We start from the raw sequence: 22244 nt of genomic DNA on the forward strand, positions 1-22244 counted from the left end.
GCTTAGCCTTCATTACCCGGCGCTGGGTTGATCCGGGTGCAGGTTTTGCGCAGCCACAAAAAAGGCCGATTCGCGGTGTGCGCGAATCGGCCTCTTCAGGTGCAGCCGGCTATCAGGACAACAGCGAGTAGATCAGCGCCGTAATCGCTACCAGGCCAACAGCCGTGACAAACACGTTGGACGCCTGCCCGCGGTACTTGGCCATGGCCGGTACTTTGCGGATCGCGTACATCGGCATCAGGAACAGGATCGAAGCAATCACCGGCCCACCCAATGTCTCGATCATGCGCAGGATGCTCGGGTTGAGCGTGGCGACGATCCAGCACACCACCAGCATGAAGGCGGCGGTCATGCGGTCCAGGGTCTTCGGTGCCGGACGGCGCCCCGTCTTGACCACCAGGCCCTTGAGGCCTTCACTGGCGCCGATGTAGTGGCCCAGGAACGATTTGGCAATCGCCACGAATGCAATCAATGGCGCGGCGAACGCGATGGTGGGGTTGTCGAAGTGGTTGGCCAGGTACGACAGGATCGACAGGTTCTGCGCTTTCGCCTCGGCCAACTGCGCCGGCGACAGGGTCAGCACGCAGCTGAACACAAAGAACAGCACCATCGCTACCATCAGCAGGTGCGCGCGGGACAGGATCTGCGAGCTGCGCTCATCGGCATGGGCGCCGTACTGACGCTTCTGATCAACCGCAAAGGCCGAGATGATCGGCGAGTGGTTGAACGAGAAAACCATCACCGGAATCGCCAGCCATAGGGTACTGAGCAAGGCCGATGGTTCCGGCACCACGCTGGCGGTGCTGAGGATGCCGCCGTTCCAGTGCGGGACCAGGTATACCGCCAGGAACAGCAAGGCGACGATGAACGGATACACCATCAGGCTCATGGCCTTGACGATCACCTGCTCGCCGCAACGCACCACGGCCAGCAGGCCGAGGATCAGCACAAACGCCAGGATTGCCCGAGGCGGCGGCATGATGTGCAGCTGGTGCTCCATGAAGCTGCTGACCGTGTTGGTCAACGCCACGCTGTAGATCAGCAGGATCGGGAAGATCGCAAAGAAGTACAGCAACGTGATCACTGCACCGGCCTTGATGCCGAAGTGTTCTTCCACCACATCGGTGATGTCGGAGCCATCACGACCGGAGAGTACGAAGCGGGTCAGGCCACGGTGGGCAAAGAACGTCATCGGAAACGCCAGCAGCGCCAGGATCAGCAACGGCCAGAAGCCGCCCAGGCCAGCGTTGATAGGCAGAAACAAAGTGCCGGCGCCAATCGCCGTGCCGAACAGGCCAAGCATCCAGGTGGTGTCCTGGCGGCTCCAGCTTGTGAGGGTTGCAGGTGTCGATGCATAGCGTTCGTCAACGCTATTGGCCTGATCATTCATCCGGTCGGATCTCCGCATTTACACAGCCGGGACGAGTCAGAAAAACCTGACAGGCAGCGCCCCGACCATAGAAGGGCCGCGATTGTCCGGGATTCTTGTGAATAAGCAAAGACTTAGCTGAGGAACGGTGGCGTGGTATATCGACACGCCGCACCCAACCCAGACACATTTGTTGACAATCCAGCGCCCACGCCAGCATGATCCGGCGATGAACGTTATGCCGTTGCACCTCACCCGCACCACCACCACGACCGCTTTCGGCGGGTCGCGCGGTGGCTGTGGGTGGTCGAGCTAAATACCCCACAGATTCAACCCAAGGCCCCGCCAGCAATGGACGGGGCCTTTTTGTTGCCCCGCCCACCAGGCAATCACAAGGAGCAACACCATGGCTGACGCCCTGTTGATCATCGATATGCAAGCCGGCCTATACGATGGCCCGCAAAGACCTTTCGAGCGTGAACGCCTGCTCGACACCATCAACCAGTTGATCAAGCGCGCCCGCGCCGCCAACAAGCCGATCTTCGTGGCGCGCCACACCGGCCCGGAAGGTTCGCCGATTGCGGCGGGCAGCCCGCTTTGGCAGGTATGGCACGGCCTGGAAGTGGACGAACACCGTGACCATCTATTCAACAAAACCCGCCCAAGCTGTTTTCTGGGCACGGACCTGGCCCGACAACTGCGCGCAGCCCAGGTCGACGAACTGGTGATTGTGGGCATGAAAACCCAGTTTTGCATCGACACGACTTGCCGTGTAGCGGTTGAACTGGGGTTTTCGGTGGTATTGCCCGAGGATGGCCACACCTGCATGGACACTCCGGCGCTGAAGGCCGAAGCGATCATCGAGCATCACAATGGGACATTGGCCGGGGCGTTTGTGAAGCGTATCAGCGCAAGGGACCTCTGGTGCTCAAGCAACCACGCGACCCACTAAACCGCGGAGGCCCTCAGGGGCCTATTGCGCAGTTCACCGTTGAGGGTGTTCTGCGCAATATCCAACTGTTAGAACAGCCTTACGCAAGAAGAAAATTTTCTTACTCAGTAAAACGAACCGCCCTACAAATCCCGCATACTCATCCTCTCAAACCCTTCAGGAAGAGCCTTCCGATGACCGCAACAGTTCTGGTCCTGGTTGAAACCATCAACGCCTACCTGCCCATCATCGAAAGCAATGACTTTCATGTGATCCTGGCTCCCACACCCGCCGAACGCGCCCAGGCCATCAAGACCCACGGCGCCCAGATCAAGGCCGTGCTGACTCGTGGTCCGCTGGGCTTGTACGCCGCGGAAATCGACGCCCTGCCCTTGCTGGAAATCATATGCGTGATCGGCGCAGGCTATGAACATGTCGACCTGCAAGCGGCCAGCAATCGCGGGATCGTGGTCACCAACGGCGCCGGGGTCAACGCGCCATCGGTGGCCGACCACGCCATGGCCTTGTTGTTGTCGCTGGTGCGCGGCATTCCGCAGACCGACGCCGCCGTGCGGCGCAATGAATGGCCCAAAGTGATGCGGCCGTCCCTGGGCGGCAAGCAGTTGGGCATTCTCGGGCTGGGTGCGGTGGGCCTGGAGATCGCCAAGCGCGCGGCCCTCGGCTTCGGTATGGAAATCAGCTACCACAACCGCCAGCCGCGCGATGATGTGGACTACACCTACTGTTCGTCCGCGGTGGAACTGGCGCGCACCTCGGACTTCCTGATCCTGGCCACGCCCGGCGGCGACGGCACCCGCCACTTGATCGATCGCCACGCCCTCGACGCCCTCGGCCCCAATGGTTACCTGGTCAACATCGGACGCGGCAGCGTGGTGGTCACCGCCGACCTGGTGGCTGCCCTGGAGCAGCGGCGCATTGGCGGTGCCGCCCTGGACGTGTTCGACGACGAGCCCCAAGTGCCCGACGCCCTCAAGCGCTTGAGCAACACCGTGCTCACCTCCCATGTCGCCGGCCTGTCACCGGAGGCCGCCCATGATACGGTGCAGCGCGTGGCCGATAACCTGGTGGAGTTTTTCGCCGGTCGCCCGGTGCTCACGCCGGTCGCGCTGCCCCCGCCTGCAAAGTGACCCATCAGGCACGCTGATCACCCTCCAACACGCTAACCTATTAAACCGCCCCGACCTTGTCGCTGGGCGGTTGTGCGCATTAGATTAGGAAATAGTCCGAGGCCTTTAGAATAAGCAGAAGGGATAAGCATGGCGCTGAACGACCAATCGACCCAGATCCGGGCAGGCGAAGAACTTGACGCCAGCCTGATCGATCCCTACCTCAAGGCCCATATCCCCGGCCTGAGCGGCACGCCCACCATCAGCCAGTTTCCTGGCGGTGCGTCCAACCTGACTTACCTGCTGGAGTACCCCGGCCAGGAATTTGTCCTGCGCCGCCCGCCCTTTGGCCACAAGGCCAAGTCCGCCCACGACATGGGCCGGGAATACCGCATTCTCAACAGCCTCAAGGACGGCTTTCCGTACTGCCCCAAAGCCTACGTGCACTGCACCGATGAATCGGTGATCGGCGCCGAGTTCTATGTGATGGAGCGGGTCAACGGCATCATCCTGCGCTCCGACCTGCCGGTCGAACTGGGCCTGGACGCGGCCAAGACCGAAGCCTTGTGCAAAAGCTTTATCGACAAGTTCGTCGAACTGCATCAAGTCGACTACACCGCATGCGGCCTGGCCGACCTGGGCAAGCCCGAAGGCTACGTGGCACGGCAGATCCGCGGCTGGAGCGATCGCTACGAAAAAGCCCTGACCCCCGACGCCCCGCGCTGGGAAGCAGTGCGCGCGTGGCTCGACGACAAGATGCCGGCCGACCACCCGACGTCCAGCATCGTGCACAACGACTACCGCTTCGACAACGTGATCCTCGACGCACACAACCCGATGCAGATCATCGGTGTGCTCGACTGGGAACTGACCACCCTCGGCGACCCGTTGATGGACCTTGGCAACACCCTCGCCTACTGGATCGAAGCCGCCGACCCGGCCCCGGTGCAACTGATGCGCCGCCAGCCGAGCAACGCCCCCGGCATGCTCACCCGCCGCCAGTTCGTGGACTACTACGCCGAACGTGCCGGCATCCAGATCGACAATTTCGACTTCTACTACACCTACGGCCTGTTCCGCCTGGCCGGCATCGTGCAGCAGATCTACTACCGCTTCTTCCATGGCCAGACCCAGGACAAACGCTTCGCGCAGTTCATCCAGATGAACAAGCTGCTGGAGCAGATGAGCCTGAACGTGATCGGTAAATCAGCCCTCTAAGGAACCTCCATGTCCAAGACCAACCTGTTCGACCTCGACGGCAAGATCGCCTTCGTTTCCGGCGCCAGCCGTGGCATCGGTGAGGCCATCGCCAAGTTACTGGCCCAGCAAGGCGCCCATGTGATCGTCTCCAGTCGCAAGCTGGACGGCTGCCAGCATGTGGCGGACGCGATCATCGCCGCCGGCGGCAAAGCCACGGCGATTGCCTGCCATATCGGCGAAATGGAGCAGATTACCCAGGTGTTCGCCGGTATTCGCGAACAGTTCGGCCGACTGGACATCCTGGTCAACAACGCCGCAACCAACCCGCAATTCTGCAACGTGCTGGACACCGACCTCGGCGCCTTCCAGAAGACCGTCGACGTGAATATCCGCGGCTACTTCTTCATGTCGGTGGAAGCCGGCAAGCTGATGCGTGAGAACGGTGGCGGCAGCATCATCAACGTGGCCTCGATCAACGGCATCTCCCCTGGCGTGTTCCAGGGCATCTACTCGGTGACCAAGGCCGCCGTGATCAACATGACCAAGGTGTTCGCCAAGGAATGCGCAGCGTTTGGCATTCGTTGCAACGCCCTGCTGCCGGGGCTGACCGACACCAAGTTCGCCTCGGCGCTGGTGAAAAACGATGCGATCCTGAAAACCGCACTGGCGCAGATCCCGCTCAAACGCGTGGCCGACCCGAGCGAAATGGCCGGCGCGGTGCTGTACCTGGCGAGCGATGCGTCCAGCTACACCACCGGCGTATCGCTGAACGTGGACGGCGGCTTCCTCTCCTGAACCCAGGCTTCAGGGCCGCTTGAACTGCCGGCGCAGGTCTTCGATCTGTGCCCGGCAGTGGCAGCCTTCCAAGTGATCGTTGACCATGCCCATCGCCTGCATCAGCGCATACATCGTGGTCGGGCCGACGTAGGTCCAGCCACGCTTCTTCAAGGCCTTCGACAACCGCACCGAGGCCGGGGACGTGGGGTTGGCCGCCCAATAAGCCAGATCGACCACCGCCGGGCGCTCTTGTGCAGTGGGCTCGAACGCCCACAGCCAGGCTGCCAGTGAACCCGTTTCATCCACCAGCTCACAGGCACGCCGTGCATTGTTAATGGTCGACACGATCTTCGCCCGATTACGCACAATCCCGGCATCGTTCATCAAGCGCGCTATATCGGCCTCGCCATACGTGGCGACCTTGCGAAAATCAAAGCCCTCGAACGCCACCCTGAACTGCTCGCGCTTGCGCAGGATGGTGATCCACGCCATGCCCGCCTGAAAGCCTTCCAGGCAGATCTTCTCGTACAACTGGGTATCGTCGGCCACCGGCACGCCCCACTCGTGATCGTGGTAACGCGGGTATTCCGGCGCGGACGTGCGCCAGGCGCAATAGGTCTGCCCACAGGCGTCGGTCGTCAGTCCTGGTCTGTCCATCCATTACCTCAAGTGCCAAGCACCGGATCATAAGCGAAAATTTTTATCACCCGCCAACCGCTCAAGCATCACCGTCACCGACCAACTGGTCAGACCGGGACCGGGCAACCGGCGAATTTTTACTTGTGATTTCAAAAAACCCCAGCGTAGACTGGCCCGGCACTGGACTTACCGGTAAGACCACAACAATTAAGCCCTGGAACCACCAGGGCACCGAATAGAGATCCCTCCCATGCTCAGATGGTGCTCGCGTTCGATTTTCCTGCAAGTCGTGATTGGCCTGATGCTTGGCGTCATATGCGGCTTGGCCCTTCCCGAATTCTCCACACAACTCAAACCCCTGGGTGACGGCTTTATCAAGCTGATCAAAATGCTGATTGGCCTGATCGTGTTCTGCGTGGTGGTCAGCGGCATTTCCGGTGCAGGCGACTTGAAGAAAGTCGGGCGCATCGGCCTCAAGTCGGTGATCTACTTTGAAATCCTGACCACCGTCGCCCTGGTGATCGGCCTGGTCATGGCCTTCAGCACCGGGATCGGCACCGGCGCCAATATCCACCTTGAGCAGTTGTCCTCCGCTGGCCTCAATGAACTGGCCGACAAAGGCCAGCACATCAAAGGCACCAGCCAGTTCCTGATGGACCTGATCCCCAACTCGGTAATCGGCGCCTTCGCCGACAACAACGTTCTGCAAGTGCTGCTGTTCTCGGTGCTGTTCGGCAGCGCGCTGAACCTGGTGGGTGAGGCGGCTTCCGGCATTTCGCGCCTGATCAACGAACTGAGCCATGTGATCTTCCGCATCATGGGCATGATCGTGCGCCTGGCGCCAATCGGTGTATTTGGCGCGATCGCCTTCACCACCAGCACCTACGGCCTCGATTCGCTGCAACACCTGGGCAGCCTGGTCGGCCTGTTCTACCTGACCTGCTTCGCTTTTGTCGGGCTGATCCTCGGCCTGGTAATGCGCCTGTCCGGCCTGCGTATGTTGCCGCTGCTCAAGTACCTGCGCGAAGAACTGCTGATCGTGATGGGTACCGCTTCGTCCGACGCGGTGCTGCCACAGATCATGCGCAAACTCGAGCACCTGGGCATCGGCAGCTCGACCGTAGGCCTGGTGATTCCGACGGGGTATTCGTTCAACCTCGACGGTTTCTCGATCTACCTGACCCTGGCCATCGTGTTTATCGCCAACGCCACCGGCACGCCGCTGTCGATGACCGACTTGCTGACCATCCTGCTGGTGTCGCTGATCACCTCCAAGGGCGCCCACGGCATCCCGGGCTCGGCCCTGGTGATCCTGGCGGCGACACTCACGGCGATCCCGGCGATTCCGGTGGTGGGCTTGGTGCTGGTGCTGGCGGTGGATTGGTTCATGGGCATCGGTCGCGCATTGACCAACCTGATCGGCAACTGCGTCGCTACCGTAGCCATCGCCCGCTGGGAAAAAGACATCGACCTGCAGCGTGCCAACAAGGTGCTTGAAGGCCAGCACGGCTATACCTTCCAGGCCAAGAAGCCGGTACTGCCGGCGCATCAGGAGTTCTGAAGCACTCCTGAGAACAACACAGACCAATGTGGGAGCTGGCTTGCCTGCGATGGCGGTATATCAGTAAAGAATGATTTGACTGACACACCGCCATCGCAGGCAAGCCAGCTCCCACACTAGATCTTCACTGGATTCATTACCGTATTTGCAACATAAAGGAGAGGTAGACGTGATCAGCACCTCAACCGTCGTCAATTCAGTGGTAGAAAAACTCCGCGCCGCCCTGGCGCGGGGTCAGTGGCGCCGGGGCGAAATGCTGCCCGGCCAACGCGAACTGGCGGAACAGATGGGCATCAGCCGCCCGAGCCTGCGCGAAGCGGTGATCGTGCTGGAAACCCTTGGCCTGGTGCGCTCGATGCCCGGAAAGGGCGTGGTCGTACTCGAAACCGATGTCAGCGAACCCCAGACCAACGACGCGGTGGCCGACGCCAGCCTCGAAGACATCCTGCAACTGCGCTACACCCTGGAGCCCTTCGTCGTGGGCCTGGTCGCCCAGTCCATCAGCAGCAAGGAAGTCGGCCAACTGCGCCTGACCCTGATGGACATGCGCGAAGCCCTCGACGCCGAAGATGCCGAGGCCGGCATGAATGCCTATATCGGCTTTCACGAAGAGCTGTTCGCCCTGACCTCCAACCCGATCTTCCAGAACGTGGTGCAGCAGACCCGCAACGCCCTCAAGCTAAGCGCGCAGGTACTGCGCAACTCGCCGGAACACCTGGCCGAACGCCTGCGCGAAAACGAAGCCGTGGTACGCGCCATCCGCAACAAGAACAGCGCCCTGGCCAGTGCCGAAATGCGTCGGCACATCCTTCAGGAAGGCCTGCGCATGGGCATTCGCTTGAACATCCCGGATGACCATCTGGGCAGCTGATTTTTTGGAGACCGGCCATGACCGCTTATGCGTTGCAACGCGACCCTATCTTCCCTGCCCTGCGCTTGATCGCCGGTAAAAAACCCTCGGTGGACGACATCTACCCGCGCCTGTTCGACGCCATCCTCGAACAGCGCATCGCGCCGGCCAGCCGTTTCACCGAAGAGAGCCTGGGCGAGACCTTTGGCGTGAGCCGCAGCGTGATTCGTCGGGTCCTGGCGAAACTGTCCCATCAACAAGTGATCATCCTGCGCCCCAACCAGCGTGCCCAGGTGGCCGCACCGGATGCGCAGCAAACCCGGCAGATCCTCGAAGCCCGGCGCCTGACGGAAATCACCGTGGTGCAACTGGCCTGCGTGCATGCGACACCCACACAAGTGCGCCAGTTACGCGAACTGATCGCCCGCGAGCGCGAATGCATCGAGCGCGATCAACGTGGCCCGGCGATTCGTTTGTCCGGGGAATTTCATCTGCAACTGGCGGCGATGGCGCGTAATGCCCCGCTGGCGCAGTTTCTCAACAGCCTGGTGCCGCTGACGTCGCTGGTCATTGCCCAATATGAAGCGAAAGCCTGCACCTACTGTGCATGGCAAGAACATGTGGCGATTGTGGATGCGCTGGAGCAACGCGACGCCACCGCCGCCGTGAGCCTGATGACCCAGCACCTGGATCACCTGGAATCCAAATTACTCAAACACCACTGATCCCCCTGACAAATGGAGATCAAAATGTGGGAGCTGGCTTGCCTGCGATAGCGGAGGGTCAGCCAACACATCTGCAACTGATACACCGCTATCGCAGGCAAGCCAGCTCCCACAGTGATCGCATTCCAATTCAAGTAAAAAAGCCCCCGTATCTTGCGATACGGGGGCTTTTGTTTTCAGCGCTTGATCAAGCCGGTTACAACACCGACTGACCACTCAACGCCAGGTCCAGCAACTCGCGGTTGGCCACTGCATACATGGCGTAGTCCGTGCCAACGGCAGCACGAATCTCCACCATCATCGCCACCCAACGCTCAGCCATGTCCTTGTGCTGCTCAAGCCACAGGGCCACGCGGGCTTCCATGTCTTGTGGCGCGTCGGCCATTTGCAGTACCGAAATGGTGATCGCCCGTTGCTGCCAGTCCACATCGTCGCGGAACGCTTCGCGGGCCTGTGCCTGCCAGTTGTTGGCCACCGGCAGGTCGCTGATCTGCTGCAGGTACCACGGCAAGTCCAGGGCGCTGCCAACGGCGAAGTAGGCCTTGGCCACTTCGGCGGCGTCATGCCCGGTCACGTCGGCGGCTTCGATGATCGGCAGCAAGGTGTACAGGTGGGTAGTGCCTGCAACCATGCGCGCCAACAACTCAGGCACGCCAGCTTCGGTGTAAGCCTGGTAGCGGGTCTGCCAGCCTTCGCGGGTCGGGCCTTCCAGCAGTTCGTCGAGCTTGAGGCCCAACGCCGCCAGATGCGGACCGAAGTGCGCGGTGTCACGACCAGCGTCCTGTTCGTTGCGACGGCTGCGCAGGAACCAGCGCGTGGCGCGGCGCCCCAGACGCATCAGCTCGTCCATCAGCTCCAGTTGCACGTCAGCGGAAACCTGATGATCCAGGGCTTCAATCTGGCGGAACCAGTGCGGGAGGTGGAAGATGTCGCGCACGATCACATAAGCGCCGGCCACGTTCGCCGGGCTCATGCCGGTCGACTCTTTGAGTCGTTGAACGAAGGTGATGCCCATGTGGTTGACCAGGTCGTTGGCGATCTGGGTGCTGACGATCTCGCGCTTGAGGCGGTGACGACGCATCGCCTCGCCGAACTTGGCCACCAGGCTCGGCGGGAACGCGGTCTCCATGTCACGGGTCAGGTACTCGTCATCCGGCACCTGGGATTTGAGCAACGCTTCCTTGAGGTCGATCTTGCTGTACGAGATCAGTACCGACAGCTCTGGGCGGGTCAAGCCCTTGCCGTTGGCCGCGCGCTCGACGAGCTGCTCCTCGGTCGGCAGGTACTCGATGGCGCGGTCCAGCTTGCCACGGCCTTCCAGGTCGCTCATCAGGCGCTTGTACTCGGCAGCACGCTCGTAGGCACGACGCGCGGCCAGGGACAGGGCCTGGGTCTGCTTGTAGTTGTTGCCCAACACCAGGTTGCCGACTTCGTCGGTCATGCTCGCCAGCAACTGGTTGCGTTGCTTGTCGGTCATGTCACCGGCCTGCACCACTTCGTTGAGCAGGATCTTGATGTTCACTTCGTGGTCGGAGCAGTCCACACCACCGGCGTTGTCGATGAAATCGGTGTTGGAACCGCCGCCATTGAGGCCGAATTCCACACGACCCAGCTGGGTCATGCCGAGGTTGCCGCCCTCGCCCACCACCTTGCAGCGCAGCTCGTTGCCGTTGACGCGCAATGCGTCGTTGGCCTTGTCGCCCACATCGGCATGGCTTTCGCTGCTGGCCTTGACGTAGGTGCCGATACCACCGTTCCACAACAGGTCCACCGGCGCCTTGAGCAAGGCGTTCAGCAGTTCGGTCGGGGTCAGCTTGTCGGCCGAGATGTCGAAACGTTCTTTCATCTGTGGCGAGATGGCAATGCTCTTGGCGCTGCGCGAGAAGATACCGCCGCCTTCGGACATGATGCTGGTGTCGTAGTCGGTCCACGCCGAACGCGGCAGCTCGAACATGCGCTGGCGCTCGACAAAGCTGGTGGCCGGGTTCGGATTTGGATCGATGAAAATGTGCAGGTGGTTGAACGCTGCGACCAGTTGCAGCTTGTCGGACATCAACAGGCCGTTACCGAATACGTCACCGGCCATGTCGCCGATACCCACCACGGTGATGCTGTCTTCCTGCACGTTGATGCCGCGCTCACGGAAGTGACGCTGCACACCGACCCACGCGCCCTTGGCGGTGATGCCCATTTTCTTGTGGTCGTAACCGGCGGAACCACCGGAGGCGAACGCATCGCCCAGCCAGAAGCCGTAGTCGATGGCAATGCCGTTGGCGATGTCGGAGAAGGTCGCGGTGCCCTTGTCCGCGGCAACCACCAGGTACGGGTCATCGTCGTCATGACGCACGACGTTGGCCGGTGGCACCAGGGCGCCATCCTTGAGGTTGTCGGTGATGTCCAACAGACCGGAAATGAAGATGCGGTAGCACGCGATACCCTCGGCCGCGATCTCGTCGCGGCTGCCGCCCAGTGGCAGGCGACGCGGCAGGAAGCCGCCCTTCGCACCCACCGGCACGATGACCGAGTTCTTCACTTGCTGGGCTTTTACCAGGCCAAGCACTTCGGTACGGAAGTCTTCTTCACGGTCGGACCAGCGCAGGCCACCGCGCGCAACGTTGCCGAAGCGCAGATGCACGCCTTCGACACGCGGCGAGTAGACGAAGATTTCAAACTTCGGCACCGGCTTTGGCAGCTCGGGAATCGCGCGCGGGTCGAACTTGAAGCTGAAGTACGACTTGTTCTGGCCGTTGGCGTCGGTCTGGTAGAAGTTGGTACGCAGCGTGGCTTTGATCAGGTCCAGGTAGCGACGCAGGATGCGGTCTTCGTTGAGCACCTGAACGTCGTCCAGCGCGCTGAGAATCGCTTGCTCCAGGCGTTGCTGCTTGTCTTCCAGGTCGTCGGCGGTGAGTTTGCGCGCCAGGTAGAAGCGGGTCTTGAACAACCGGGTCAATTCGCGGGCGATGTCGGTGTGGTTGTTCAGGGTGCTGGCGATGTAACCCAGGTCGAAGCCCAGGCGAATCTGCTTGAGGTAACGCGCGTAGGCACGCAGCAGCGCCACATCGCGCCAAGGCAAGCCGGCGGTCAGTACCAGGCGGTTGAACGCATCGTTCTCGGCATCGCCGTGGACGATGTGCACGAAGGCGTCCTGCAGGGTGTCGTTGAGCTGCTGGATGTCCAGGTTCACGCCTTCGGCGGCGATGAACGCAAAATCATGGATCCAGAATTCACGGCCATTGGCGTGACGCAGGCGATACGGGAACTCGCCCAGCACACGCAGGCCGAGGTTTTCCAGGATCGGCAGTACGTCGGACAGCGCCAGCGGGGTATCGGCGTGATAGAGCTTGCAATGCAGCTCGCGCTGGCCGGAGACCTGGCCCAGCGGCTGATAGAAGCTCATCACCAGCGGATTGGTTTCGGTCAAGCTGTTGAGATGCTGCATGTCGACCACGGCCGAATGCGCAGCGAAACGCTCGCGGTAACCGGCCGGGAAGCCTTTCGGGAAGTCGGCCAGCACGTTGGTGCCCTGGGCTTCGCCGAAGCTTTCGATCACCAGGCTCGAGTAGTCGTCCTGCCAGCTGCGGCAAGCCTGCACCACTTCTTTTTCCAGTTGCAGCGGGTCGATGTCGAGGCGGTTCTTTGGATCGACCCGCAGAATCAGTTGCACACGGGCCAGCACGGATTCGGAGAAGAAGGTCCAGAACTCGCAATCCGATGCTTTCAGGCGATCCATCAGCACTTGCTGGATCTTCTGGCGCACTTCGGTGGAATAGATGTCGCGTGGCACGTAGGCCAGGCAGTAGCAGAAACGACCGTACGGGTCTTTGCGCAGGAACACGCGGATCTTGTTGCGTTCCTGGATCTGCACGATGGACATCACGGTGCTGAACAGCTCGTCGACCGGGGTCTGGAACAGGTCGTCACGGGGCAGCACTTCTACGACTTGCGCCAGCTCCTTGCCCAGGTGCGCCTTGGCCTGGAAGCCCGAGCGGCGCTCGATCTCGGCGACCTTGCGGCGGATGTACGGGATGACGCGCACGCTTTCGCCGTACACCGAAGAGGTGTAGAGACCCATGAAGCGGTGTTCCTTGATGACCTTGCCGTCGGCGCTGATCTCGCGGATCGACACATAGTCCGGGTAGGCCGGACGGTGCACACGGCTTGGGTGGGCCGCCTTGGCGAACGACAGTACCGTCGGTTCGCGCAGGTAGTTCACCGCGTAGTCTTCGATGCGCAGGTCGTCGGCGGTGAGGCCGGCACGCAGCAACTTGGTCAGACCGAGGAAGGAATCGGCGTCATATTCGATATGACCGCCGTCCGCCTCGTCACGTACCACGAACTCTTCATAGCCGAGGAAGGTGAAGTGGTTGCCCACCAGCCATTCCAGGAAGTTCTTGATCTCGGCCTTTTCTTCGCCGTCGATGGCGAACTGGCTCGCGTCGATACCGGCCAGCAGGTCCTGGACCTTGGCTTTCATCGGCTCGAAATCGGCCACGGCCACGCGCACTTCGCCCAGCACCTGCTCAAGCTCTTTGCTCAGCACGCTCAGTTCGGCGGTATTGGCGCAACGGTCGATTTCCAGGTACATCAGCGATTCTTGCTGGATGCCTTCGCCCTGGGTGCCTTTTGGCAGGATTTCCAGCAACTCGCCCTTGGCGCCACGGCGCACGCTGAGCACGGTGGTTTGCAGGGTGTGGATGCTGTAGCCGCGGCGGTTCAGCTCGGTACGGACCGAGTCCACCAGGAACGGCAGGTCATGGTGCAGCACTTCGACCGCAGTGTGGGTCGATTGCCAGCCATGACGTTCGTAATCGGGGTTGTACACACGCACTTGCGGTTGGGTGTGGTCAAAGCGCTCAAGCAGGCGCCACGCAGAGAGGGTGCAGCCGGCCAGGTCGGAAAGGCGACGTTGGGTCAGTTCATCCAGGGAAATGATGCCGAAGAATTGTTCAGCGAACAGCGCCACTTGTGGCAGTGCCTGTTCACTGATGTGCTGCGCCAGTGCCGCTTGCAGTTGATGCTGGAAGTCGGCCTTGCTGGCTGCGGTGAAGAACGCCATCTGTGGTACTCCGCTTGGGCTTGTTATTGATGAAAGCGTCGCGTGTTGTCCCCTTGCGGGGAGACCGTCAGCGCCGTTCGCAGGTTAACCATAGCGAATTCGGCGTGACAGGTGGGTGAAGCTGGACAAGACCACCGGGTCACATACAACTTTCACAAGATACACACCTTGCCGGGTGACGGTACGACGGGCAGGTCAGGCGCCTGGCAGGTGCACATCCGTTGCGCAGCTTAACGAGTGTAGGAAGACGGCTGCTTGCGATGCTGCGACATATTCGGTCATCGGTAAGCAGGCTGCGGGTTGCAACTTGGGCAACCCGGAATTCGCGGCGAAAAAATCGGCTATTATCACGCCTGTGAGTGCCAGAAATGACCGATTCGGCCCGCAAGGTCATGCACTGGGCCAGACGTAGAATGCAGCACAAAATTCGCCGCAATGGCACAATCGCCGGCATTGCGCCCTAGCCCTGACAGGATTCCCCATGCTGCAACTTAAAACCGACGCCCTGATGGTCACCCCGTGCGACGACGAAGAAGACAACATGGCCATGCTCTGCTGCCACGGCAAGAACGGTGAGATGTTCATGCTCACCCGCTACCCGGATGAAGACGAAGTGGAACTGACCTGGGACTACGAGCCATCGACGCTTGACGGGCTTAAAGTCACCCTGGGCGACACCACGCTGCTGGTAGAACTGGCAGCAGGCGATGCCGACGCGCTGGGCGGCAAGGATCAGTTGCAGATCACCCACGCCACCGCCGCAGCGGACCTGGCCGAAGTCGAAGAAACCCTGCATAACATCCTCAAGGGCACCGGCACCTTCATCCGAATCTAAGTCCACCCAGAGTCAAATGAGGTTGAAGCTTGTGTGGGAGCGGGCTTGCTCGCTCACACATTCACAGTGTTTCAACACAAAAATCCTACAAGATTTGCCAAAAATACCCGTCACGCCGTTAGTCGCCACACCCCTCGATGCATTAAAGTAGACGCCCCAGCCCGGCGCTCGTGTCATGACGCCCAGGGCGCACCTCTCCAGGAACCGTCATCGATGGAACATCGTGAAGCGCTGCTCGCGCTGCGAACCTTTCTTTCTACGCAGATTCTCGGCCAGGAAAAACTCATCGATCGTCTGTTGATCGCCCTGCTCGCCGACGGCCACATGCTGGTCGAAGGCGCGCCGGGACTGGCCAAGACCAAGGCCATCAAAGAGCTGGCTGAAGGCATCGAGGCGCAGTTCCATCGCATCCAGTTCACCCCTGACCTGTTGCCCGCCGACATCACCGGCACCGAGATCTATCGCCCGGAAACCGGCAGCTTCGTGTTCCAGCAAGGCCCGATCTTCCACAACCTGGTGCTGGCGGACGAAATCAACCGGGCCCCGGCCAAGGTGCAATCGGCCTTGCTCGAGGCCATGGCCGAGCGCCAGGTCAGCGTCGGGCGCAGCACCTACGAACTGTCGCCACTGTTCCTGGTGATGGCCACGCAAAACCCCATCGAGCAGGAAGGCACCTACCCATTGCCCGAAGCCCAGCTCGACCGCTTCCTGATGCATGTGAAAATCGGTTTCCCGGACGCCACCGTGGAACGGCGCATCCTGCAACAGGCCCGTGGCGAAGCGCTCAATGGCGAAACCAAACCCGAGCGTCGCGTCAGCCAGCAAGCCATCTTCGCCGCCCGCAAGGAAATCCTCGGCCTGTACATGGCCGATGCGGTGGAGGAATACCTGGTGCAACTGGTCATGGCCACGCGCACCCCGGCCAAGTTCGACCCGGAGATGGCCGAGTGGATCGCCTACGGCGCCAGCCCGCGGGGCTCCATTGCCCTCGACCGCTGCGCCCGCGCCCATGCGTGGCTGGCCGGTCGCGACTTTGTCAGCCCGGAGGATATTCAGGCGGTGCTGTTCGACGTGCTGCGCCATCGCATCATTCTGTCGTTCGAAGCCGAAGCCGCCGGCATTGACCAGGACCGCGTGGTGCAACGCATTCTCGACGTCGTTGCCGTCGCTTGAGCCCCATGAACGCAGGCGATGGCATCCGCGTCACCCTCAGCGAATTGATCGAGATGCGCCATCGCGTGCGCGAAGTGCAGCTGTTTTCCACGCCGAGCCAGCGCAGCCCGCTGATCGGCCTGCATCACTCCAAGTTGCGCGGGCGCGGTGTCGACTTCGACCAGGTGCGCGTGTACCAGGCCGGCGATGACGTACGCACCATCGACTGGCGCGTGACTGCACGCACCCAGGAGCCGCACACCAAGCTGTTCCATGAAGAACGCGAACGGCCGATCTTCATCATGGTCGAGCAAAGCTGCCGGCTGTTTTTCGGTTCGGGGCAGATGTTCAAGTCGGTGCTCGCGGCCCAGGCGGCGAGCCTGATCGGCTGGGCGGCGCTGGGCCACAACGACCGTGTCGGCGGGTTGGTATTCGGTGACAACGAGCACTACGAAATCAAGCCGCGGCGCAGCAAGCAAAGCCTGCTGCAACTGCTCAACCGCCTGGTGCGGGTCAACCAGAGCCTGAACACCGAAAGCCACCCGGAGGCCGACGCCCTCGGCATGGCCCTGCGTCGTGGCCGCGAAGTACTGCGCCCGGGCAGCCTGGTGATCGTGATCTGCGATGAGCGCGCCCTGACCGAAGGCGCCGAGCAACAGCTGAGCCTTTTGGCGCGCCATTGCGACCTGCTGCTACTGCCGATTTCCGACCCGCTCGACCACGCCCTGCCCGCCGCCGGGCTGCTGCGTTTCGCCCAACGCGGCGCGCTGCTGGAACTCGACACGCTCAACTACGACCTGCGCCAGGCCTACAAAGCCCAGGCCGAAGCGCGCATTGCACGCTGGGAACTGCTCGCGCAAAAACTGCGGGTGCTGCTGATGCCGTTGAGCACCCAGAGCGAAATGGTCGAGCAACTGCGTGAATACCTCAACCCGCAACGCCCGGTTAAAAAACAATGAGCAGCCTTGACCAACTGCAACCGCTGATCGCCCCACCGGCCATCGGTTTCTGGCCGCCGGCCCCGGGCTGGTGGCTGTTGCTGCTGCTCATCCCGTTGCTCGGCTGGGGCCTGTGGTCACTGCGCCGCTTCCTGCCGACACGACGCCCGGTGGCCCGCGCCGAACAACCACTGGACCCACTGCGCATCGCCGCGCTGGCGGAACTCGCGCTGATGCCCAAGCCCTACGACGGCGCCCCTGCCGGCGCCTGGCTGCAACAACTCAACGGTCTGCTCAAGCGCCTGTGCCGCAACGACTACCCCTACAGCCAGAGCCACACCCTCAACGGCCGCAAATGGCTGGCATTCCTCGACAACCGCTGCCCCGCCGCCGGCCTGACGCGCTGGATGGTGCTTGTGGAAGGCGCCTACAAGCCCGAATGCAAACTCGACGACAAGGCCATCGCCGGCCTGACCCAAGCCGTCGACACCTGGATTCGCAAACATGTTTGAGTTCGCCTGGCCGTGGATCTTCGCCCTGTTGCCATTACCCTGGCTGATGCGCCTGGTGCTGCCGGTCGCCGACAGCGGTGAGCCGGCCTTGAAGGTCAGCTACCTCAACGACCTCGAAAGCCTCGCCCGCCGCCGCGCCCGCTCAAACCTGCCGGGCTGGCGCCAGCAAGCACCATTCGTTTTCCTGTGGCTGTTGCTGCTCAGTGCCGCCGCGCGCCCGGAATGGCTCGGCGAACCGCTGCCGATTGCCGCCAGTGGCCGCGACTTGCTGGTGGCGGTAGACGTGTCCGGCTCCATGGATTTCCCCGACATGCACTGGCAGGACGACGACATCAGTCGCCTGAGCCTGGTCAAGCACCTGCTCGGCGATTTCCTCGAGGCGCGCGAAGGCGACCGTGTCGGCCTGATCCTGTTCGGCAGCCAGGCCTACCTGCAAGCGCCGCTGACCTTCGACCGCCGCACCGTGCGCACCTGGCTGGATGAAGCGCGCATCGGCATCGCCGGCAAGAACACCGCGATTGGCGACGCCATCGGCCTGGCCCTCAAGCGCCTGCGCCAACGCCCGGCGCAAAGCCGCGTGCTGATCCTGGTCACCGACGGCGCCAACAACGCCGGGCAGATCGACCCGCTGACCGCCGCGCGCCTGGCCGCCGAGGAAGGGGTGAAAATCTACCCGATCGGCATCGGTGCCGACCCTGAGCAGACCGGTTCCCTGGGTATCCTTGGCGTCAACCCGAGCCTGGACCTTGACGAGCCCGCGCTCAAAGCGATTGCCGAGGCCACGGGTGGCCAGTATTTCCGCGCGCGCGATGGTGAAGAGCTGCAAGCCATCAAGCAGACCCTCGACAAACTCGAACCCGTCGAACAGCAACCGACCCAGGCCCGCCCGGCCCTGGCGCTGTACAGCGCGCCCCTCGGCCTGGCCCTGGTGCTGAGCATGCTGCTGGTGATCCAGGAACGCTGGCCGAACAACGCGCTGCAACGGCTGTTCGACAAACTGTCGAGCAAGGGCCGCTTCCTGCAACAGCACCCTGAATGGCGCCAACGCCTCAAACGCCTGCGTTTACGGAGGCGTCGATGATCGACCTGTGGCCGCACTGGTTCCGTCCCTGGTGGCTGTTGCTGCTACCGTTGCTCGGCTGGCTGCTGTGGCAACTGTGGCACCGGCAAAAACGCGCCGGGCGCTGGCAGATGATCTTGCCGCCGGCCTTCCATGCCGTGTTGCTCAGCGGCGGCAACGGCCGCGAAAGCAAAGCGCCGTGGGTGGTGCTCGGCATCGCCTGGCTGCTGGCCGTGCTGGCGTTGCTGGGCCCGAGTTGGCAGCGGGTTGAACAGTCCAGCCAGAAGCCATCCGACCCGTTGGTGGTATTGCTGGAACTCACTCCGGAAATGCTCGCCACCGACAGCCCGCCCAACCGCCTGGAGCAGGCACGGCGCAAGCTCTACGATTTGTTGCAGGCACGCACCGACGCACAGACCGCCATCGTCGTCTACGCCGGTAGCGCCCACACCCTGGTGCCGCTGTCGGACGACCTCGCCACCAGCCGCAACCTGCTGGAAGCGCTGCGCCCCTCGATCATGCCCGAGCCCGGCCACCGCGCCGACCTGGCGGTCGAGAAAGCCCTGTTCCTGCTCAAACAAGGCGGGCTGGGCCAGGGACGCCTGCTGTTGATCGGCTCGTCGCTGTCCAAACAGGAACGCCAGGGCATTCGCCTGCTGCTGCAAGGTGCCCAGACCCCGAGCCTGTCGATCCTCGGCATCGGCAGCCGTGAAGGCACGCCCGTGACCCAGGAAAGCGGCGAGTTTCTCAAGGACGAACAAGGTGCGATTCTGGTACCACGTCTCGACAGCCCCACACTCAAGGCCTTTGCCAGTGAGATGGGCGGCCGCTACCGTGCCGCGCGCCTGGATGACAAGGACCTGCGCCAACTCGGCGTGCTCGACCCGCCCCAGGCCCTGCGCGACGACGGCCAGCGCCTGCACCTCGACACCTGGGCCGACCAGGGTTACTGGCTGCTCCTGCCGCTGTTGCTGCTGGCGGCCTGCGCCGGGCGCCGCGGCTGGCTGTTCTGCCTGCCGTTGCTGCTGTTGACCGCGCCCCAGCCCAGCTATGCCTTTGAATTACAGGACCTGTGGCTGCGCCCCGACCAGCAAGGCCAATACCTGCTGAAGAAAAAGCGCCCGGCCGAAGCCGCCGAGCACTTCCAGGACTCGCAATGGCAGGGTGTGGCGCTGTATGAAGCGGGCAACTACGCCGAGGCCATCAAGCGTTTCGCCGAAGGCAATGACGCCTACTCCCACTACAATCGTGGTAATGCCCTGGCCAAGTCCGGCGCACTGGAAGCCGCCATCGATGCCTATGAACAGGCGCTGGAAGCCCAGCCCGACCTGCAACCGGCGTTGAAAAACAAAGCCCTGGTGGAAGCCTTGATGCAGGAACAGGCCGAGCCCGAGCCGGAGAAACCGGCAGAAAACCAGGATGACGAAACCCGCCAACCCGGCCAAACTGCGCAGCCGGGTGCCAGCGGGCAAAATGCCACAGGTGACGAACAGACGTCCCAGGGCCAGGGCGAGGCCGGCACCGGCGAGACCCAGGCCGGGGCCACACCCCCCACCGGCGGCAACGAAGTGCCGGGCAGCGAACTGGGGGATGAACAAACCACCACCCCGCCGCTGCGCCCCAACGACGCCAGCCTTGACGGAGAACACCGCCAGGCCCTGGAACAATGGCTGCGGGAGATCCCGGACAACCCCGGTGAACTGCTGCGCCGCAAATTCTGGTACGAACAGCAACAACATCAGGACAAGACTCGATGAGCCGCCGCACCACCCTACTGCTTCTGCTCACGTTATCGGCAGGCCACACCCAGGCGGCGAACCTGGTCGCCAGCGTCGACCGCAGCCGCCTCAACTCCGGGGAAACGGTCGAGCTGACGGTGGAATCGAGCGACGTCACCCAGTTCGGCAAGCCCGACCTGTCGCCGCTGGAGGCACAGTTCGAAGTCAGCGGCACGCGCCAGCTCAACCAACTCACTACCCTCGGCGGCGACAACCACGCGACCACGCGCTGGATCATCACCCTGCTGCCCAAGGAAAACGGCACGGTGATCATCCCGCCGCTGCAAGTGGGCGAATACTCGACCCAACCCATCAGCCTGCAAGTGGTGGAGACCGCCAGCCAGAACACCAGCGCCGAGCTGGCGCCAGTGTTCATCGAAGCCAGCCTCGACCAGACCGCCGTGTACGTACAGGCCCAGGCGCTGTTGACGGTGCGGGTGTACCACTCGGTGTCGCTGTATGACGACAGCAGCCTCACACCATTGCAGATCGCCGACGCCCGCGTCGAGCAACTGGGCGAGTCGCGCACCTACGAAAAGGTCATCAACAGCATCCGCCACGGCGTGATCGAAACCCGCTACGCGATCTACCCGCAGCACAGCGGCACGCTGGACATTCCGGCGCAGACCTTCAGTGCGACGCTGGTGGAGTCGCGCCCGCCCCAGGAAAACACCCTGCAAGGCACCAAGCCCGGCAAGCTGATCCATGTCAGCTCGGCGCCGCTGCCATTGACGGTCAAGCCCAAGCCCGAACTCTACCCCGCCGACGCGCCCTGGCTGCCCGCGCGCAGCCTGACCCTGAGCGAAAGCTGGAACCCCGAGCCTGAGCATGTGCAGGTTGGCGATTCCCTGACCCGCAGTCTCATCGTCAAGGCCGAAGGCCTCTCCAGCGCGCAACTGCCGGCGCTGCCCAGCACCGACATCAACGGCCTGCGCCGTTACCCGGACCAACCGGTGCTCGGCAACCAGACCAGCGACCGCGGCCTGATCGGCAGCCGCGAAGACCGCGAGGCCCTGGTGCCCAACCGCGTCGGCCCGTTGGAACTGCCGGCGGTAGACGTGGTGTGGTGGAACACCCACGAAGACCACCTTGAACATACCAGCCTGCCGGCGCGCACCCTGCAAGTGGCCAACAACCCAAGCCTGGTGGTGGACACCCCCGCTACGCCGACCATCATCACCGCACCGGACGACAGTCGCTTGTGGCTATGGCAACTGAGTACGCTGATCCTGGCCTGCACCACCCTGCTCGGCTTTGGCCTGTGGTGGCGTGCACGTCGCCAGCCCGCCGTGCTGCGCGCCGCGCAAACCGGCCCGAGCCCACGTACGCTGCTCGACGACCTCAAACGCGCCACCCAGGCCAACGACCCCCAGGCCACCCGCCAGGCCCTCGACGCCTGGGCGCGCCAGCAACCGGAAACCCTGGCCGAGATGGCCGCCCGGTTTGTACCACTGTCCGACGCCCTCGACGGCCTCAACGGCGCGCTCTACAGCGAAAGCGGCCAATACTGGCTGGGCGAAGAACTGTGGCGCGCGGTCAAGGCCATCCCCGTGGCCGAACGCGAGCTGGACCCTGCGACGGACACCACCAGCTTGCCGCCGCTCTACCCCAAATAACCAGGGCCGGCCTGACACCACACAATCAACCTGTGGGAGATTCTATGGCTGAGGGCAACCCCTCCACCAACAGTCCCGCCGCCTTCGCAGCCTCGCTAAAGCTCTACAGCTCCCACAA

Annotated in this window: 17 protein-coding genes; 14 read left to right on the forward strand and 3 right to left on the reverse strand. The window is 62.5% G+C overall.

Going from position 1 to position 22244, the window contains the following annotated elements; genetic code table 11:
- Positions 1-112: 112 nt before the first annotated feature.
- A complete protein-coding gene (locus AC3ISR_RS15370) occupies positions 113-1390 on the reverse strand; it encodes a serine/threonine transporter (protein ID WP_192300517.1) in 1278 nt (425 codons plus the stop codon).
- Positions 1391-1775: 385 nt separating this feature from the next.
- Between AC3ISR_RS15370 and AC3ISR_RS15375 the strand changes: the two genes are divergently transcribed.
- From AC3ISR_RS15375 to AC3ISR_RS15390, 4 genes are all read left to right on the forward strand, one after another.
- Complete coding sequence (locus AC3ISR_RS15375) at positions 1776-2321, forward strand: cysteine hydrolase family protein (protein WP_192300518.1); 546 nt, start codon at positions 1776-1778, stop codon at positions 2319-2321.
- Between the two features lie 173 nt (positions 2322-2494).
- Positions 2495-3448, forward strand: a complete 954-nt coding sequence (locus AC3ISR_RS15380) for a 2-hydroxyacid dehydrogenase (protein ID WP_226457673.1) — start codon at positions 2495-2497, stop codon at positions 3446-3448.
- Between the two features lie 129 nt (positions 3449-3577).
- Entirely contained in the window at positions 3578-4645 is a 1068-nt protein-coding gene (locus AC3ISR_RS15385) for a phosphotransferase family protein (protein WP_463984701.1), read from the forward strand.
- Between the two features lie 9 nt (positions 4646-4654).
- On the forward strand, positions 4655-5422 hold the full coding sequence (locus AC3ISR_RS15390; protein ID WP_192300521.1) for an SDR family oxidoreductase: 768 nt from the start codon (positions 4655-4657) through the stop codon (positions 5420-5422).
- A 9-nt stretch (positions 5423-5431) separates the two neighbouring features.
- Here the strand turns inward: AC3ISR_RS15390 and AC3ISR_RS15395 are convergent, their stop codons facing one another.
- A complete protein-coding gene (locus tag AC3ISR_RS15395) occupies positions 5432-6061 on the reverse strand; it encodes a DNA-3-methyladenine glycosylase I (protein ID WP_226457674.1) in 630 nt (209 codons plus the stop codon).
- A gap of 217 nt (positions 6062-6278) precedes the next feature.
- Here AC3ISR_RS15395 and AC3ISR_RS15400 point away from each other — a divergent pair, with 217 nt between their 5' ends.
- The 3 genes from AC3ISR_RS15400 (at position 6279) to AC3ISR_RS15410 (ending at position 9179) form a co-directional block, all read left to right on the forward strand.
- Complete coding sequence (locus tag AC3ISR_RS15400; RefSeq protein ID WP_192300544.1) at positions 6279-7604, forward strand: C4-dicarboxylate transporter DctA; 1326 nt, start codon at positions 6279-6281, stop codon at positions 7602-7604.
- A 169-nt stretch (positions 7605-7773) separates the two neighbouring features.
- Positions 7774-8475, forward strand: coding sequence for a FadR/GntR family transcriptional regulator (locus AC3ISR_RS15405; protein ID WP_192300523.1), 702 nt, complete (start codon positions 7774-7776; stop codon positions 8473-8475).
- Positions 8476-8492: 17 nt separating this feature from the next.
- Positions 8493-9179, forward strand: coding sequence for a GntR family transcriptional regulator (locus AC3ISR_RS15410; RefSeq protein WP_192300524.1), 687 nt, complete (start codon positions 8493-8495; stop codon positions 9177-9179).
- A 196-nt stretch (positions 9180-9375) separates the two neighbouring features.
- Here the strand turns inward: AC3ISR_RS15410 and AC3ISR_RS15415 are convergent, their stop codons facing one another.
- Positions 9376-14235, reverse strand: coding sequence for an NAD-glutamate dehydrogenase (locus AC3ISR_RS15415; RefSeq protein WP_192300525.1), 4860 nt, complete (start codon positions 14233-14235; stop codon positions 9376-9378).
- Between the two features lie 481 nt (positions 14236-14716).
- On the opposite strand from AC3ISR_RS15415, the gene AC3ISR_RS15420 reads away from it, so the two are divergent.
- From AC3ISR_RS15420 to AC3ISR_RS15450, 7 genes are all read left to right on the forward strand, one after another.
- Complete coding sequence (locus tag AC3ISR_RS15420; RefSeq protein WP_192300526.1) at positions 14717-15070, forward strand: hypothetical protein; 354 nt, start codon at positions 14717-14719, stop codon at positions 15068-15070.
- A gap of 213 nt (positions 15071-15283) precedes the next feature.
- Complete coding sequence (locus tag AC3ISR_RS15425) at positions 15284-16243, forward strand: AAA family ATPase (RefSeq protein WP_034119884.1); 960 nt, start codon at positions 15284-15286, stop codon at positions 16241-16243.
- Positions 16244-16248: 5 nt separating this feature from the next.
- Complete coding sequence (locus tag AC3ISR_RS15430) at positions 16249-17181, forward strand: DUF58 domain-containing protein (protein ID WP_226457836.1); 933 nt, start codon at positions 16249-16251, stop codon at positions 17179-17181.
- Positions 17178-17672: a DUF4381 domain-containing protein gene (locus tag AC3ISR_RS15435; RefSeq protein ID WP_192300528.1), complete on the forward strand. Its 495-nt coding sequence runs from the start codon at positions 17178-17180 to the stop codon at positions 17670-17672. Before AC3ISR_RS15430 ends, AC3ISR_RS15435 begins: the two co-directional genes overlap by 4 nt.
- Positions 17665-18753, forward strand: coding sequence for a vWA domain-containing protein (locus AC3ISR_RS15440; protein ID WP_192300529.1), 1089 nt, complete (start codon positions 17665-17667; stop codon positions 18751-18753). Before AC3ISR_RS15435 ends, AC3ISR_RS15440 begins: the two co-directional genes overlap by 8 nt.
- A complete protein-coding gene (locus tag AC3ISR_RS15445; RefSeq protein ID WP_192300530.1) occupies positions 18750-20489 on the forward strand; it encodes a tetratricopeptide repeat protein in 1740 nt (579 codons plus the stop codon). Before AC3ISR_RS15440 ends, AC3ISR_RS15445 begins: the two co-directional genes overlap by 4 nt.
- A complete protein-coding gene (locus AC3ISR_RS15450) occupies positions 20486-22126 on the forward strand; it encodes a BatD family protein (protein WP_463984700.1) in 1641 nt (546 codons plus the stop codon). Before AC3ISR_RS15445 ends, AC3ISR_RS15450 begins: the two co-directional genes overlap by 4 nt.
- The last annotated feature ends 118 nt before the right edge of the window (positions 22127-22244 follow it).

It is taken from the genome of Pseudomonas sp. GL_117, from assembly GCF_057835125.1.

Coding starts and splice junctions, on each gene's coding strand:
- AC3ISR_RS15415 (WP_192300525.1), bottom strand. CDS start 14,235: ATGGCGTTCTTCACCGCAGCCAGCAAGGCCGACTTCCAGCATCAACTG.
- AC3ISR_RS15420 (WP_192300526.1), top strand. CDS start 14,717: ATGCTGCAACTTAAAACCGACGCCCTGATGGTCACCCCGTGCGACGAC.
- AC3ISR_RS15380 (WP_226457673.1), top strand. CDS start 2,495: ATGACCGCAACAGTTCTGGTCCTGGTTGAAACCATCAACGCCTACCTG.
- AC3ISR_RS15390 (WP_192300521.1), top strand. CDS start 4,655: ATGTCCAAGACCAACCTGTTCGACCTCGACGGCAAGATCGCCTTCGTT.
- AC3ISR_RS15450 (WP_463984700.1), top strand. CDS start 20,486: ATGAGCCGCCGCACCACCCTACTGCTTCTGCTCACGTTATCGGCAGGC.
- AC3ISR_RS15435 (WP_192300528.1), top strand. CDS start 17,178: ATGAGCAGCCTTGACCAACTGCAACCGCTGATCGCCCCACCGGCCATC.
- AC3ISR_RS15440 (WP_192300529.1), top strand. CDS start 17,665: ATGTTTGAGTTCGCCTGGCCGTGGATCTTCGCCCTGTTGCCATTACCC.
- AC3ISR_RS15395 (WP_226457674.1), bottom strand. CDS start 6,061: ATGGACAGACCAGGACTGACGACCGACGCCTGTGGGCAGACCTATTGC.
- AC3ISR_RS15375 (WP_192300518.1), top strand. CDS start 1,776: ATGGCTGACGCCCTGTTGATCATCGATATGCAAGCCGGCCTATACGAT.
- AC3ISR_RS15410 (WP_192300524.1), top strand. CDS start 8,493: ATGACCGCTTATGCGTTGCAACGCGACCCTATCTTCCCTGCCCTGCGC.
- AC3ISR_RS15385 (WP_463984701.1), top strand. CDS start 3,578: ATGGCGCTGAACGACCAATCGACCCAGATCCGGGCAGGCGAAGAACTT.
- AC3ISR_RS15425 (WP_034119884.1), top strand. CDS start 15,284: ATGGAACATCGTGAAGCGCTGCTCGCGCTGCGAACCTTTCTTTCTACG.
- AC3ISR_RS15370 (WP_192300517.1), bottom strand. CDS start 1,390: ATGAATGATCAGGCCAATAGCGTTGACGAACGCTATGCATCGACACCT.
- AC3ISR_RS15445 (WP_192300530.1), top strand. CDS start 18,750: ATGATCGACCTGTGGCCGCACTGGTTCCGTCCCTGGTGGCTGTTGCTG.
- AC3ISR_RS15430 (WP_226457836.1), top strand. CDS start 16,249: ATGAACGCAGGCGATGGCATCCGCGTCACCCTCAGCGAATTGATCGAG.